The following is a 15,031-nucleotide window of genomic DNA, read 5'->3' as shown; positions in this document are numbered from 1 at the left end:
GCAAACTGCCCGGGCGCGACTGGAAGCGTTTTCAGCGCGTTTTCCTCCGCATTCATACAGCCTGACCATGCTCGGTGCACTTGGGCTCGCCTTGAGCGGCGCCTTCCTCACCCTGCCGTCGCCAGCGTTGAATGGCGACCCGACGCTGATCGCCATCGCGAGCGATCCGGCGCAGATGCGGCTGTACTGCTTTTCCACCCGCTGCGGCGACGCGGAGTGGCGGCTGGCGACGTCCGCCCCGGCCCCGGTCGAGCCGACCGAATCCCACCGCCGCACCCTGCGTCTGCCCGGCAGCCAGAGCTATGCGCCGCTGGGCGCGCCGGCCACGCCGCGCGACCGCAGCTCGCTGTACTCCAACGACTTCCGCATCGGCACGCGCTACGAAGTCGATGCCGTGCGCGACGGGCCGACGCGGATCGGCCTGGCGCTCGGTGCCGGCTACCGACTGGCGCCGCTGTACGACGACGGCATCAACCAGCCCGGCCCGGTGTTGCGCGGCGAACTCAACTTCGGCCAGCAGATCGGCGAACGTGCGCTGTGGACGCAGCGCGTGCAGTTCGAAAGCGGCCGCGGCGAGGCTTTCGTGAAGCAGTCGGTAAGCCTGGACGTGAACCTGTGGCCCAACTGGACGCTGGAAAGCGACTTCGCGATCCGCCACGACACCCAGTCGGGCGGCGGCAAGGAAACCGCGGAGAGCCGCATCGAGTTGCGCCGCCGGTTCTGACGAACGCCGTCGCGGATCAGTCCCCGCCGAACGCGGCCAGCAACAGCAGGATCAGGCCCGTCGCGGCCACCAGCGCATGCGTCAGCACGAGCCATGCCGGAAGCAGCCGTTGCCGCCATTTGTAGGCCAGGCTGAGGATCGCGCCGCCCGTCGCGGCCAGCAGGAACAGCACCAGCGCGAGCACCGCCAGCGATGGCACCGGTTGCGTGCAGGCCGCATACACCAGCAGCGTAAGGCCCGACGCTGCGAGCAGTCCGTGCAGCATCGCCAGCCAGGCGGGGGGATTGTGTCGCGTCGCGAAACGGATGCCCGCCATCAGCAAGCCGCCCAACGCGGTGATGACCAGCAGGATCGATGCGGTCTGGAGCATGCCGCGCTCCTCATCTGAACCGGTGCCAGCCTAGGCCGGCACCGGTGAGCCCGCCGTGTCGACGATGTCGATGCGACGTCAGGGCGCCCCGTCGCCTGGCCTTCAGTGTGATGCGGAAATCAGCTCGCCCGCGCCTTGCGCCAGCAGCTTCTGCGCGACGTCCAGCCCCAATGCGTCCGGCGCATCGCCGCGACCTTCGGCTTCGGCGCGCACCAGGCGACCTTCCGATGCCGAACCGACCAGGCCGGCCAGGTGCAGGTGCTCGCCGTTCAATTGTGCGAATGCCGCGACCGGCACGTGACAGCTGCCATGCAGCGCGCGGTTCATCGCCCGCTCGGCTTCGGCACAGGTGCGCGTGGCGGCGTCGTCCAGGCGCGCGCACAGTTCGCGCGTCGCCAGGTTGTCCTCGCGGCATTCGATGGCTACCGCACCCTGCGCCGGCGCGGGCAGCCACTGCGGCGCCTGCATGCGCGAACGGATGCGCGATTCGAAACCGAGCCGCTGCAGGCCCGCGCAGGCCAGCACGATGGCGTCGTACTCGCCGGCATCGAGCTTGGCCAGGCGCGTGTTGACGTTGCCACGCAGGTCCAGCAGTTGCAGGTCCGGGCGCCGCGCGCGCAGTTGCGCCTGGCGACGCAGCGACGATGTGCCCACCCGTGCGCCCTGCGGCAACGCGGCGATGTCGTCGTAGCGGTTGCTCACGAACGCATCGGCGTAGTCGGCGCGCGCCAGGATGGCCGGCAGCGCGAACCCGGGCTCCAGTTCCATCGGCACGTCCTTGAGCGAATGGACCGCGCAGTCGGCTTCGCCGCGCAGCATCGCCAGCTCCAGTTCCTTCAGGAACAACCCCTTGCCGCCGATGGCCGCGAGCGAACGGTCCAGCACCTCGTCGCCGCGCGTGCTCATCGGCACCAGTTCGACGTGAAGCCCCGGAAAGACCGCCCGCAGGCGTTCGGCGACGTGTTCGCTCTGCCACAGGGCGAGCGGACTCTTGCGGGTAGCGATGCGCAGCGTGTTCATCCGCGCATTATCGCCGATGCGGCGCATGCCCCGACCGACCGCATCACAGGTGCTTGAGCGTTTCCTTCAGCCCCGCGACGCAGCGGCGGCTGACTTCCAGCGGCGCCTTGCCGTGACGGAGCACCGCCTGCACGTGGCCGTCGGGGGCGCGGCGCAGTTCGATGATTTCGTGGCGCGCGACCAGGCAGTTGCGGTGGATGCGGACGAAGCGTTCGCCGAACTCGTCCTCGAGCGATTTCAGCGACTCCTCGATGAGGTCCTCGCCGCGCGCGTGGTGCACGACGACGTACTTCTCCTCGGCGTGCAGGTAGTGCACGTCCTCGACCGGAATCAGGCGCAGGCTGCCGCGCAGGCGCGCGCACAGGTGGCTGCGGCGCTGGCCGCCCTGCGGGGCACCCGTCGCGGCGGCGGTGCGTTCGCGGCCGGCCGCGAAGGTGCGCACGCGCTCCAGCGCGGCCGCGAGGCGCTCGGCGCGCACCGGCTTGACCAGGTAGTCGATGGCTTCGGCCTCGAAGGCCGACAGCGCATGCGCGTCGTAGGCGGTGCAGAACACCACGGCCGGGCGCGGCTCGAATGCGGCCAGGTGACGCGCCGCTTCCAGTCCGTCGATGCCCGGCATGGCAATGTCGAGCAGGACCAGGTCGGGGCGGTGTTCGGCGCATGCATGCAATGCGTGCTGGCCGTCGGCGGCTTCGGCGACGACTTCCACGCCGCGCTGCTCGGCCAGCAGTCCGCGCAGGCGCTCGCGCGCCAGCGGCTCGTCATCGGCAATCACTACCCTCATCGGCGCCTCCATTCCCCTGTAGGCAGACCACGCACGCATGGTAGCCCCGGCCCGGGTCCGGCTGCCAATGGGGCGGTGGACTGCCCTCAGCCGGCGAAGCGGCGGTCCAGCCAGTCGCCCAGGGCCTGGATTTCCTCGGCGCAGACCTGGTGCGCCATCGGGTACACGTGCCATTCCAGGTCGAAGCCCATCGCTTTCATCGCCGCGGCGCCGCGCTCGCCGATGGCGGCGGGCACCACCGGATCGAACTGGCCATGCGCCATGAAGAGCGGCTGGGTAATGGCGGCTTGCTGCAGCGCGGCGGCGGCTTGCTCCGGCGCTTCCGGCAGGTAGGTCGACAGGCCGGCCAGGCCCGCCAGCGGCACCTTGCGGCGCAAGCCGGCCGACAGCGTGATCGCCCCGCCCTGCGAGAAGCCGACCAGCACGATGCGTTCCGGCGGCACGCCGCGCTCGCCTTCGCGCGCGATCAGTGCCTCGACCTGCGCCACCGACTCCGCCACGCCCGCGGCATCGGCGCGCTTGCCGGCGTGTACCGCGTCGAAGTCGAAGCTGACGATGTCGTACCACGCACGCATGCGCATGCCGTTGTTGATGGTCACCGGCCGCACCGGCGCGTGCGGGAACACGAACCGCAGCGCGGGCCAGTGCCGGCGCACCAGCTCGGGCACGATCGGTCCGAAGTCGTGGCCGTCGGCGCCCAGGCCGTGCAGCCAGAGCACGGTCCAGCGGGGATCGGAGCCGGTTTCGAATTCGACGGCGTCGAGCAGCGTGGCGGTGTCGTTCATGCGGGCATTGTCGCCGCTGCCACCGCGCGTCGCCAGCGCGTCAGCCGTTCTTCTCCGGCGGCAGGTTGAACATCACCGTGCGCACCGTGCCCAGGCGTTGGCCGGTGGCCTCGAAACGCCAGCGCGAAGCGGCGGCCAGGGCAGCCTCTTCAAACACGCCCTGCGGCTGCGCCGACACGGCGCGCGCATCGGCGACGGTGCCGTCGGGCTGGATGGTGAAGGCGACCTGCACGCGCCCCTCGATGCGCCGGTTGCGCGCGCTTAGCGGATAGCGCGGTGCGGCGTCGGCGATCAGCTTGGGCAATGCGCGCGGCGCGGGTGGCGGCGCCTGCACCTTCGGTGCTTCGATCTTCGGAGCGGGCGCAGGCGGCGGCTCGGCAGCGGCTACGACGGGAACCGGCGTCGGCGCTGCGGGCGGCGTCTGTACCGACTGCGTGCGTGCCGGTGAGGGAGCCGTCGCAGGTGTGGGTGGTACGGTGCGTGCGAGCGAGGCGGCGGCCTCGCGAGCGCCTTCCTCGCGATCTGCAAGCGCCTGTGCAAGTCGCAGGCCCTCGCGCAGGCGTGGCAGCGCGGGCGCGCCGGCGTCCATGCGCGCCAGCAGCGCGAGCAGCCGGTTCGTTTCCTGCAGTTCGTTGCGCGACAGCGCCTGCTCAGCGGCGATCAGCACGTACGGCTGCAGCTCGGTCAACGCACTCGCCACGCCCGCCGCTTCGGGCGAACGCTCGCGCAGTGCGAGGTAGTAGTCCACCGCGCAATCGCCCGCGGGTGAGTGGATGCGCTGCTCGCGCAACGCCTGTTCGGCGCGCGTGCGCAGGCTGTCGGCATCGAGATCGTCCAGCACCGGCCGGGGCAGCTGTGGCGTTTCCTGCACGGCCTGCGCGCCTGCATCCACCTGCTGCGGCGCCTGGCTGCACCCCGCAATCGCCAGCGCGAACGCCAGCGCACCCCACTTCCAGCCGTACTGCATCTCACTGCCCCTGTCGAAAAGCGCGCACAGGGTAGGAAGCGCGTGTGACGGCAATGCGGCAGCGCGGCGTTCGAAATTGTGTATCGCCCTCGGACACGCGTACGCTTGCGGCGATGCCTCGTGCCTTCGCCCCCGTCCTGCGATTCGTGCTGCTCGGCCTGCTGCTGGCCGGCGTGGCGCTGAAGCCGTCGCTGGCGATCGCCGAGGAAATGCACGAACTGCTCTCGCATGCCGTGCTGGCCGGCGACGGCCATACCCACGAGGACGCACATGCCGTGCAGAGCGATCCTTCGACGGATGGCCAAAGTCCGCACGACGACAGCCACTTCCACCTGACCCATTGCTGCGGCCAGCAGGCTGCCGTGCTGCCGCGCCTGGACCTGGTGCTGTCCGCACCCGCCACCGCTTCGCCGATCCGGGCGCATGCGATGGCCTTCCGTCCGGCGCCGCACGCCGCACCGTTCCGGCCTCCGATCGTGGCGTGAGCGTTCCGCCGGCCCAGGCGCCGGCGTTCCGTCCACACGACATCGGAGCGTTCCCATGTTTTCGCGACTCGCGGCGTTGGCCGCGCTGGTCGTCGTGCCTGCGTTGGCCCCGCCCGCGCATGCCGTCGACCGCCTGACCCTGGACGATGCGTTCGCGCGCGTCGCATCCGTCCATCCCGACCTGCGCCTGACGCCGCTGCGCGGCCAGGCGCTGTCGGCCGAACTCGACACCGCACTGCAGCGTCCGCCGCTGCGCGCCGGTGTCGAGATCGAGAACGCCTTCGGTAGCGGCGGGTACGCCGCGCTCGACGGCGCCGAACTCACCCTGAGCCTGGCTTCCGTGCTCGAACGCGGCGGCAAGCGCGAGGTACGGCGCGCGATGGCGCAAAGCCGCATCGATGCGCTGGCCCTTGAGCGCGAGACCGCGCGCCTGGACCTGCTGGCCGAAGTCGCGCGGCGCTACCTCGCCGTGGCCGCCGCACAGCGCCAACGCGAGCTGGCCGACGCCGACATCGTGCAGCGGCGGCGCACCGTGGCCGCCGCACGCCAGCGACTGGATGCGGGCGCGTCGCCGGAGTCCGTATGGCTCGCCGCACAGGCCGCGCTTGCGCGCGCCGAGTTGGACCGGCGTCGCGCCGAACAGTCCGCGGTGGCGGCGCGCCAGCACCTGGCCGCCTTGTGGGGCCAGCGCGAACCGGATTTCGAACTGGCCACCGTCGACCTGCTGGACCTGCCGCACATCGCCGACTTCGACGTACTGGCAGCGACGCTGGAGCGCACGCCAGAACTGCTCCGGTTCGCGGACCAGCGCCGCATCGGCGAGGCGCGGCTGCAGCTGGCCCGCACGCAGTCGCACGCCGACGTCGACTGGCAGTTCGGCGTACGCGCACTGCGCGAGAGCGACGACGTGGCGCTGGTGGCTGGTGCGTCGTTGCCGCTGGGCCAGGCGCGACGTGCCCGGCCGGAGATCCGCGCGGCGGAAGCCGAACTCGCAGTGCTGGAAGTCGAGCGCGAGGCGCGCGGAATGTCGCTGTATTCCACCCTGGTCGAAGCGCACGGCCGCTACCGCGTGGCGCAGATGGAAGTGGTGCGCCTGGGCGAGGACGTCCTACCGCGCCTGGCACGCGCCGAGGCCGCCGCCGAACGCGCGTATCGCGCGGGCGCCATCAGCTATCTCGAATGGGCGCAGCTGCAGTCCGAACGCAGCGCACTCGCCCGCCAGCAACTGGACACCGCGCTGGAAGCACGGCGCGCCCTCATCGAAATCCAGCGTCTGACCGGCGAAGCCCTCGTGCAGCCGGCCGGCGCGACGCAACCGGGAGTCTCCCCGTGAACGCATGCTCGATCCTTGTTTCTTCGGCGTTGACCGCATTGCTGTTGCTCACCGGTTGCGGCGGCGGCGAAACGCCACACCCGCACGAAGGCGAAGCCGCCCATACGCAGGAAGAACCGGCGCGCGGCGCCCACGGCGGCCGGTTGCTGCAGCAGGACGGCTACACGGTGGAGCTGGGCATCGTCGAGGACGGCGTGCCGCCGACGTACGAGGCGTGGCTGTATCGCGACGGCAAGCCCCTGCCGGCAAGCGCGGGTGAAGTGGACGTGGCGTTGCTGCGCCTGGGTAACGTGCGCGAGACGCACGTACTGCGCGCGCGACGCGACGGGCGGCTCGCGGCGGCGGGCGTCGTCGGCGAACCGCACTCCTTCGACGTCACGGTCACCGCACGCCTCCAGGGCCGCACGCTGCGCTGGCAGTTTCCGAGCTACGAGGGACGCACCACCATCGCCGCGGCGGTGGCGCGCGAATCCGGCATCCGCGTGGAGCCCGCCGGCCCCGGCGTGATCGCGGACGAGCACGAGGTGCAGGGCCTGCTCACGCCGGTGGAAGGCCGGGTCGCCAGCGCGATGGCGCGCTTTCCCGGTCCCGTGCGTGCGTTGCGCGCCAAAGTTGGCGACCGCGTACGCGCGGGCCAACCGCTGGCCAGCATCGAGAGCAACCTCAGCCTGACGCAGTACAGCGTCACCGCGCCGATCTCCGGCGTGGTGCTCGCGCGCAACGCGACGGTGGGTGCGGTGGTCGCAGAAGGCGCGCCGCTGTTCGAGATCGCCGACCTGTCGAAGCTGTGGGTGGACCTGCACGTGTTCGGCGCCGACGCCACGCACCTGCAGCCCGGCGCGCCGGTCACGGTGACGCGCATGAGCGATGGCGTGCAGGCGCAGACGACGCTGGAACGCGTGCTGCCCGGCACCGCCACCGCCAGCCAGAGCACGGTGGCGCGCGCCACGCTGGACAACGCGGACGGCCGTTGGCGTCCGGGTTCGGCAGTGACCGCGCGCGTCACGGTGGCGCGGCAGTCGGTGGCGCTGGCGGTGCCGCTGACCGCGCTGCAGACGTTCCGCGACTGGGACGTGGTGTTCGTGCGCGTCGGCGACACCTACGAGGTGCGGCCGATCGAAACGGGGCGCCGCGACGGCACGCACGTGGAGGTCCGTTCCGGCCTGCGCGCCGGCGACGCCGTCGTCGTCGGGCAGAGCTACCTGGTCAAGGCCGACATCGAGAAGGCCGGCGCTTCGCACGATCACTGAGCGGGCGACGCCCACGCTTCGAGGAACAGACATGCTCGAGAAGATCATCCGATTCGCCATCGCCCATCGCTGGCTGATGATGGCGCTGACCCTGGCGCTGGTCGCGCTGGGCGTCTGGAGTTTCCAGCGCCTGCCGATCGACGCCACGCCCGACATCACCAACGTGCAGGTGCAGATCAACACCGAGGCGCCGGGCTATTCGCCGCTGGAGGCCGAACAGCGCATCACCTTTCCGCTGGAGACCGTGCTGGCCGGCATGGCGCGCATCGACTACACGCGCTCGCTGTCGCGGTACGGCCTGTCGCAGGTGACGGTGGTGTTCGAGGACGGCACCGACCTGTACTTCGCGCGGCAGCAGGTAGCCGAGCGTCTGCAACAGGTGAAGTCGCAGCTCCCCGAAGGCGTGGAACCACAGCTTGGCCCGGTCGCCACCGGCCTGGGCGAGATCCTGATGTACACGGTCGAAGCGGACCCGAAGGCGCGCAAGCCCGACGGCACCGTGTGGACTTCGACCGACCTGCGCACGCTGCAGGACTGGGTGGTGCGGCCGCAGCTGCGCAACACACCGGGCGTGACCGAGGTGAACACCATCGGCGGCTACGCGCGGCAGATCCACATCACACCGGATCCGGCGCGGCTGGTCGCACTCGGCTTCGGGCTGCGCGACATCGTCGATGCGGTGGCGGCCAACAACCGCAACATGGGCGCGGGCTACATCGAACGCAACGGCCAGCAGTTCCTGGTGCGCGTGCCCGGGCAGGTGGCCGACGCGGAGGCCATCGGCGACATCGTGCTGGCCCGCCGTGATGGCGTGCCGATCCACGTGCACGACGTCGCCAGCGTCGGCGAAGGGCCGGAGCTGCGCAACGGCGCGGCCACGCAGGACGGACGCGAGGTGGTGCTGGGCACGGTGTTCATGCTGGTCGGGGCCAACAGCCGCGAGGTCGCGCAGGCCACGGCGGCACGCGTGGAAGCGGCCAACGCCAGCCTGCCTGCCGGCGTGCGCGCCGAGCCCGTATACGACCGCACCGCGCTGGTGGACCGCACCATCGCCACGGTCAGCAAGAACCTGGTCGAAGGCGCGCTGCTGGTGATCGCGGTGCTGTTCCTGCTGCTGGGCAACCTGCGCGCCGCGCTGATCACCGCCGCGGTGATCCCGCTGTCGATGCTGTTCACCATGACCGGCATGGTGCGCGGCGGTGTCTCGGGCAACCTGATGAGCCTGGGCGCGCTGGACTTCGGCCTGATCGTCGATGGCGCGGTGATCATCGTGGAGAACTGCCTGCGCCGCTTCGGCGAGGCACAGCGCGCGCTGGCGCGTGAACTCAGCGACGAGGAACGCTTCGACCTCACCGCCGCGGCCACGGTGGAGGTGATCCGGCCCAGTCTGTTCGGCGTTGGCATCATCACCGCGGTGTACCTGCCGGTGTTCGCGCTGACCGGGATCGAGGGAAAGATGTTCCACCCGATGGCAATCACCGTGGTGCTGGCACTGACCGGCGCGATGCTGCTGTCGCTGACGTTCGTGCCGGCGGCGATCGCGCTGTGCCTGCGCGGGCGCGTCGCGGAACAGGAAGGCCGCGCGATGGCGTGGCTGCAGCACCGCTATCGGCCGGTGCTGGCGTGGACGCTCGCACATCGTTCATGGGTCATCGGTAGTGCCGCGGCGCTGGTCGCGCTGTGCGCGCTGCTCGCCACGCGGCTGGGCACCGAGTTCATCCCCAGCCTGGACGAAGGCGACGTGACCGTGCACGCGATGCGCATTCCCGGCACCAGCCTCAGCCAGGCGGTGACGATGCAGGCGCAGCTGGAACGCAGCTTCGCCTCGCTGCCGGAGGTCGAGCGCGTCTTCAGCAAGATCGGCACCGCGGAGATCGCCAACGATCCGATGCCGCCGTCGGTCACCGACACCTACGTGATGCTCAAGCCGCGTGCGCAGTGGCCGGACCCGCGCAAACCGCGCGCGCAGCTGCTGGCCGAACTGGAAGCCGTCGCGCAGCGGCTGCCCGGCAACAATTACGAGTTCACGCAGCCGATCCAGATGCGCATGAACGAACTGATTTCCGGGGTGCGCGCGGACGTCGCGGTGAAGGTGTACGGCGACGACCTCGCCACGCTGGAGCGCCTCGCGCAGCAGGTGAAGCGCGTCATGAGCCAGGTACCAGGCGCGGCGGACGTGAAGGTCGAACAGACCAGCGGCCTGCCGTTGCTGTCGGTGACGCCCGATCGGCGCGCACTGGCCGGTTACGGCCTCAACGCGGGCGACGTGCAGGACACGGTCGCCACGGCCGTGGGCGGTGAAGTCGCGGGGCAACTGTTCGAAGGCGACCGCCGCTTCGACATCGTCGTGCGCCTTCCGGAGACGCTGCGCAGCGATCCCGCACGCCTCGCGGACCTGCCGGTTCCGTTGCGCGACGACGCCAACGCCGACGAATCCAGCCGCGCCGCCGACTGGACGAGCGGCACGCCGCGGACGGTGCCGCTGCGCGAGGTCGCCCGCGTCGAAACCGTGCTGGGCCCCAACCAGATCAACCGCGAGAACGGCAAGCGTCGCGTGGTGGTCACCGCCAACGTGCGCGAGCGCGACCTGGGCGGTTTCGTCGACGAGCTGCAGCAACGCCTGCAGCGCGAGGTGACGATGCCGGCCGGGTACTGGATCGGCTACGGCGGCACGTTCGAGCAGCTGATCTCGGCCAGCCGGCGCCTGGCGGTGGTGGTGCCGGCCACGCTGGTATTGATCTTCGCGCTGCTGTTCTGGGCATTCGGTTCGGCGAAGGATGCGGGCATCGTGTTCAGCGGCGTGCCGCTGGCGCTGACCGGCGGCGTGGTCGCACTGGCGCTGCGTGGCATTCCGCTCTCGATCTCGGCCGGCGTGGGCTTCATCGCGCTTTCGGGCGTGGCGGTGCTCAACGGGCTGGTGATGCTGTCGTTCGTGCGGCGCCTGCGTGCGCAGGGCGTGCCGTTGCAGCGCGCGTTGTCCGACGGCGCGCTGGGGCGGCTGCGTCCGGTGCTGATGACCGCACTGGTCGCGTCGCTCGGCTTCCTGCCGATGGCGTTCAACGTCGGCGCGGGATCGGAAGTGCAGCGACCGCTGGCGACGGTGGTGATCGGCGGCATCGTCTCCTCGACGCTGCTCACCCTGCTGGTGCTGCCGGCGCTGTATGCGTGGTTGCACGCGCGCGATGGCGGGGCACGGTCGTAGGAGCCGGCTTTCCAGCGACTGCGCGGTGTGCCCGTCGGAATGGCCTGGTTCGACGCGTTGCATTGGTCAGAGGAAGACCAGGGCGGATGTCGATCGCCCTGCCTCATTCCTGCGGCGCTTCGTCGCGAGCGAGCTCGCTCCTACGAAATCCACCAGACGTTTTCCCGTAGGAGCCAGCTTGCTGGCGACCGCTCGCCATCATCGATATGTGCCGGGTAGTGCTCGTCTCGTGTCCATCCGCAAAGTCGCGAGAGAGCTCGCTCCTACGAAATCCACCAGACGTTTTCCCGTAGGGACCACCTTGCCGGCGACGCGCGAGCAAGCTCGCTCCTACGAAATCCACCACACGTTTTCCCGTAGGAGCCAGCTTGCTGGCGACCGCTCGCCATCATCGTCACGTGACGGACGTGTCGCGTCTAAGTCGCGAGCAAGCTCGCTCCTACATAACGTCGATGTGAGGGTTGCAGGAGCCGGCTAACCGGCGATCGTCGCCGATGAATCGCGCGGCTCAGGAGCCCTGCGCGCCCGGACACGGCGCACCGTTGTCCATCCACGTGCGGAACGCGGCGACGAACTGGTCGTGCGGCACCGGTACCGGCTTGCGGTTGCCGCCCGGCGCCCAGCCCCACAGCACCAGCTTGTCCTCGGCGACGTGCTTGAACATCGCGTCGAGGTCGCGGTCGCCGTTGCGCGCGCGGTCCTTGATCATCGCGCACAGCTCGCGGCCGGGCACGCCGATCCAGGCCATCTTCTGGTCCGGCGGCGGCAGTGCCCAGTGCGGTGCGCCCGGAGGCGCATTCGGTCCGTAGCTCGCCGGCAGGTTGGCCTCGCCGTGGCACGCAGCGCACGGCAGGCCGGCCGCGCCCTCGCCTTTCGGGCCGCGCACCACGCCCATCATGTGCGGCGTCTGCGTGTCGAACTGCAGCGGCTGGTCGCCCGGGATGTGGCAGTTGCTGCAGCGCGGATGCTGGAACACGCGCTCCACCGTGGCGAAGGCCTGCAGTCCCTCGGCCTGCTGCTCCGGGCTCACGCCCTGCGAGCAGGCCGCCAGGATCAGCAGCGTCGCGGCGGAAACCGCGCGGAAAATGGCTGTGCGCATGATGGGTCCTCAGGCGGAAGGCAAACGCAGCGGCAGCTCGCGCAGCCTCTGCCCGGTGAGTGCGAAGATCGCGTTGGCCACGGCCGGCGCGATCGGCGGCGTGCCGGGTTCGCCGGCGCCGCCCATGCGGTCGGTGCTGGGCACGTTGTGGACCTCGACCTTCGGCATCTCGTCCAGGCGCAGCACCTGGTAGTCGTGGTAGTTGGACTGCTGCACCTGTCCGTCGCGGAAGGTCACCTCGCTGTGCAGCGCGGCGCCCAGGCCGAAGGCGATGCCCGATTCCATCTGGGCGCGCACGCCTTCGGGATTCACCGCCAGGCCGCAGTCGATGGCGCACACCACGCGGTGCACGCGGATCGGATACCGCGCCTGCGGTGAACGATCCACCGATACCTCGGCGATCTGCGCGATGAAGCTGCCGAACGATTCATGCACCGCGACGCCGCGCGCGCGGCCCTGCGGCAGCGCCGAACCCCAGCCGGCCTTTTCCGCCGCCAGGTTCAGCGCGGCCAGGTGGCGCGGGTGTTTCTCCAGCAGCGTGCGCCGGTACGCGACCGGATCCTGCCGGGCCGCATGCGCGAGTTCGTCGACCAGGCTCTCCATCACGAAGCCGTTGTAGCTGTGGCCGACCGAACGCCACCACAGCACGGGAATACCGGTCTGCGGCGAATGCAGCTCGACCCGGTGGTCGGGCACGTCGCGGATGTAGGGCGAATCGGCGACGCCTTCGACGGACGTCGCGTCGATGCCGTTCTTCAGCATCGCCGCCTCGAAGGGCGAGCCGGCGATGATCGACTGGCCGACCATCACCTGGTGCCAGGCCACCGGCCTGCCCTGCGCGTCCAGCCCGACGCGCGCGTGCTGCACGTACATCGGGCGGTAGTACCCGCCACGGATGTCGTCCTCGCGCGTCCAGACCGTCTTGACCGGCGCGTTGGCGGCCTTCGCCACGTGCACCGCTTCGGACACGAAGTCCGACGTCGGCGTCGCGCGGCGGCCGAACGCGCCACCGAGGAAGGTGGTGTGGATCTGCACCTGTTCCGGCGCCAGTCCGGTGATCTTCGCCGCGATCTGCTGATCCAGCGTCTGGAACTGCGTGCCGGTCCAGATCTCGCAGCGGCCGTCCGCGATTTTCACCGCGCAGTTCAGCGGTTCCATCGGCGCATGCGCCAGGTACGGCACGTGGTATTCGGCCTCGACCGTGGTCGCGGCCTTGCCCAGCGCGGCCTTCGCATCGCCGGCCTGGGTCGCGATGGCGCCGTCGGTGACGATAAGCGTGCGGAACTGCTCGCGCAGCGCGGCGCTGTCCAGGCCGGCCGCATGCGGCCCGAGGTCCCATTCGACCTTCAGCGCGTCGCGTCCCAGCTTGGCCGCCCAGTAATGGTCGGCGACGACCGCCACGCCGCTGGGCACCTGCACCACGTTGCGCACGCCGGGCACGGCCTTCGCGGCGGTGGCGTCGAACGACTTGACCGTGCCGCCGAACACCGGCGCGCGCGCGACCAGCGCGGTGAGCAGGCCTTCGAACTGCACGTCCATGCCGAACTGCGCGCGCCCGCTGATCTTCTCCGGCGTATCCAGGCGCCTGGTCGGCTGGCCGATGAGCTTCCAGTCCTTCTGGTCCTTCAGGGCGACCGTGGCCGGCGCGGGCAGCTTCGCGGCCGCCTCGACCAGTTCGCCGTAACGCGCACGCCGCTCGCCGGCGATGGCGAAGCCGTTCTCCGTGCGCACCTGCGCGGCGGGCACGCCGAACTTCGCGGCGGCCGCGGCCACCAGCAGCGCGCGCGCGGTGGCGCCGGCCTGGCGATAGCGGTCGAACTCGGACCACGTGGTGGTGGAGCCGCCCGTCATCTGCATGCCGAACGCGGTGTGCGCGTACGGTGGCGCGGCGGGCGCGTGTTCCACCTTGATCTTCGACCAGTCGGCGTCGAGTTCCTCCGCGATCAGCATCGCCAGCGTGGTCCAGATGCCCTGGCCCATCTCCGAATGCGCGATCAGCACGGTCACGCTGTCGTCGTCGCCGACGCGCAGATATGCGTTGGGCGCCAGGCCGGTGGAGGCCGCAGCGGCCGCTTCGGGCGCGGCCATCGCGAAGCGCTTCGCGCCCGGCACGACGAAGGCGACCACCAGGCCCGCGCCGAGCGTGGCGGAAGCCTTCAGGAAGGTGCGACGCGAGGGATGCATCGGTGCGTTCATCGGAAAGCTCCGCGGTTCTTCAGGTCTTCCTTCCCGTGTGGGGAGAAGGCAGTGCATTCGGGTTGGCTGGCGTGTCGCATCCGGCGTCCAGCCAGCATCGGTGCAGATCGGCGCTGCGGTTCGAAGGCGTTGCGCGTCGCTCACCGCCCGGCCGCTCCCGCGACCGGATCGGTGGCGGACGTTCTCAGGCCTTGTCCAGCTCCGCCGCGCGATGCACTGCCGCTCGGATGCGCTGGTACGTGCCGCAGCGGCACAGGTTGCCGGACAGCGCCTGGTCGATGTCGGCATCGCTCGGCGCCGGCACCGTCGCCAGCAACGCGGCTGCGGACATGATCTGGCCGGACTGGCAGTAGCCGCACTGCGGTACCTGGAGCTTGACCCAGGCGTCCTGCACGGCCTTGCCGGGCTTGCTCTGGATACCCTCGATGGTGGTGACGCGCTTGCCGGCGACCGCGGAGACCGGCAGCACGCAGGAACGTACCGCGGTGCCGTCCAGCTGCACGGTGCAGGCGCCGCACTGGGCCATGCCGCAGCCGAACTTGGTGCCGTGCAGGCCGGCGCTTTCCCGGATGGCCCAGAGCAGGGGCATGTTGGGATCGACGTCGAGGGTGACGTTCTTGCCGTTCAGGACGAGCGAGGTGGGCATGCTGATTCTCCACGGAAAGGCCCGGGCAGGGCGTTATCTCTTATCAGGCAGGGATGCATCGGGCGAAGTGTGCGCGAAGGACGAAACGGGCGCCTTGCACGATCCTGCGAAAGTCTAGATCAATCCTGCCGAGCGTCCCGGCGGGCACGGCGCGGAAACGCGGCGAAACA

The 15,031-nt window shown here is 70.4% G+C and carries 13 protein-coding genes; 5 read left to right on the top strand and 8 right to left on the bottom strand.

The genetic code is table 11. The features are described 5' to 3' along the window. Nucleotides 1-67: 67 nt before the first annotated feature. The gene (locus VFE83_RS00975; RefSeq protein ID WP_324902991.1) at nucleotides 68-724 is read left to right on the top strand and encodes a DUF481 domain-containing protein; all 657 of its coding nucleotides are present in this window, start codon (nucleotides 68-70) and stop codon (nucleotides 722-724) included. Between the two features lie 16 nt (nucleotides 725-740). Here VFE83_RS00975 and VFE83_RS00970 read toward each other — a convergent pair whose 3' ends face one another. From VFE83_RS00970 to VFE83_RS00950, 5 genes are all read right to left on the bottom strand, one after another. Further along, nucleotides 741-1,094: a hypothetical protein gene (locus VFE83_RS00970; protein ID WP_324902990.1), complete on the bottom strand. Its 354-nt coding sequence runs from the start codon at nucleotides 1,092-1,094 to the stop codon at nucleotides 741-743. Nucleotides 1,095-1,196: 102 nt separating this feature from the next. After that, nucleotides 1,197-2,114 carry a hydroxymethylbilane synthase gene (gene hemC, locus VFE83_RS00965; protein WP_324902989.1) on the bottom strand — a complete coding sequence of 306 codons (918 nt, stop codon included), beginning with the start codon at nucleotides 2,112-2,114 and terminating at the stop codon, nucleotides 1,197-1,199. A 43-nt stretch (nucleotides 2,115-2,157) separates the two neighbouring features. After that, the gene (locus VFE83_RS00960; protein ID WP_324902988.1) at nucleotides 2,158-2,898 is read right to left on the bottom strand and encodes a LytTR family DNA-binding domain-containing protein; all 741 of its coding nucleotides are present in this window, start codon (nucleotides 2,896-2,898) and stop codon (nucleotides 2,158-2,160) included. 86 nt (nucleotides 2,899-2,984) lie between these two features. Then, entirely contained in the window at nucleotides 2,985-3,683 is a 699-nt protein-coding gene (locus VFE83_RS00955) for an alpha/beta hydrolase (protein ID WP_324902987.1), read from the bottom strand. Between the two features lie 40 nt (nucleotides 3,684-3,723). Further along, nucleotides 3,724-4,650, bottom strand: a complete 927-nt coding sequence (locus VFE83_RS00950; protein ID WP_324902986.1) for an energy transducer TonB — start codon at nucleotides 4,648-4,650, stop codon at nucleotides 3,724-3,726. Nucleotides 4,651-4,763: 113 nt separating this feature from the next. Between VFE83_RS00950 and VFE83_RS00945 the strand changes: the two genes are divergently transcribed. The 4 genes from VFE83_RS00945 to VFE83_RS00930 are packed head-to-tail and all read left to right on the top strand — an operon-like array spanning nucleotide 4,764 to nucleotide 10,920. Beyond that, nucleotides 4,764-5,135: a DUF2946 family protein gene (locus VFE83_RS00945; protein ID WP_324902985.1), complete on the top strand. Its 372-nt coding sequence runs from the start codon at nucleotides 4,764-4,766 to the stop codon at nucleotides 5,133-5,135. Nucleotides 5,136-5,190: 55 nt separating this feature from the next. After that, complete coding sequence (locus VFE83_RS00940) at nucleotides 5,191-6,468, top strand: TolC family protein (protein ID WP_324902984.1); 1,278 nt, start codon at nucleotides 5,191-5,193, stop codon at nucleotides 6,466-6,468. Then, nucleotides 6,465-7,718 (top strand): efflux RND transporter periplasmic adaptor subunit, encoded by a 1,254-nt coding sequence (locus tag VFE83_RS00935; protein WP_414674666.1) that lies wholly within the window; start codon nucleotides 6,465-6,467, stop codon nucleotides 7,716-7,718. Before VFE83_RS00940 ends, VFE83_RS00935 begins: the two co-directional genes overlap by 4 nt. A gap of 31 nt (nucleotides 7,719-7,749) precedes the next feature. Continuing rightward, entirely contained in the window at nucleotides 7,750-10,920 is a 3,171-nt protein-coding gene (locus tag VFE83_RS00930; protein WP_324902983.1) for a CusA/CzcA family heavy metal efflux RND transporter, read from the top strand. Between the two features lie 508 nt (nucleotides 10,921-11,428). Here the strand turns inward: VFE83_RS00930 and VFE83_RS00925 are convergent. From VFE83_RS00925 to VFE83_RS00915, 3 genes are all read right to left on the bottom strand, one after another. Beyond that, complete coding sequence (locus VFE83_RS00925; RefSeq protein WP_324902981.1) at nucleotides 11,429-12,019, bottom strand: hypothetical protein; 591 nt, start codon at nucleotides 12,017-12,019, stop codon at nucleotides 11,429-11,431. A 9-nt stretch (nucleotides 12,020-12,028) separates the two neighbouring features. Continuing rightward, nucleotides 12,029-14,215 (bottom strand): xanthine dehydrogenase family protein molybdopterin-binding subunit, encoded by a 2,187-nt coding sequence (locus VFE83_RS00920; protein ID WP_324902980.1) that lies wholly within the window; start codon nucleotides 14,213-14,215, stop codon nucleotides 12,029-12,031. Nucleotides 14,216-14,399: 184 nt separating this feature from the next. Continuing rightward, a complete protein-coding gene (locus tag VFE83_RS00915) occupies nucleotides 14,400-14,861 on the bottom strand; it encodes a (2Fe-2S)-binding protein (protein ID WP_324902979.1) in 462 nt (153 codons plus the stop codon). Nucleotides 14,862-15,031: the final 170 nt, after the last annotated feature.

The sequence above is a fragment of the Lysobacter sp. genome (genome assembly GCF_035655815.1).
Taxonomy (GTDB): Bacteria; Pseudomonadota; Gammaproteobacteria; order Xanthomonadales; family Xanthomonadaceae; genus Lysobacter_J.
This window is presented reverse-complemented; position numbering and strand designations above follow the sequence as displayed.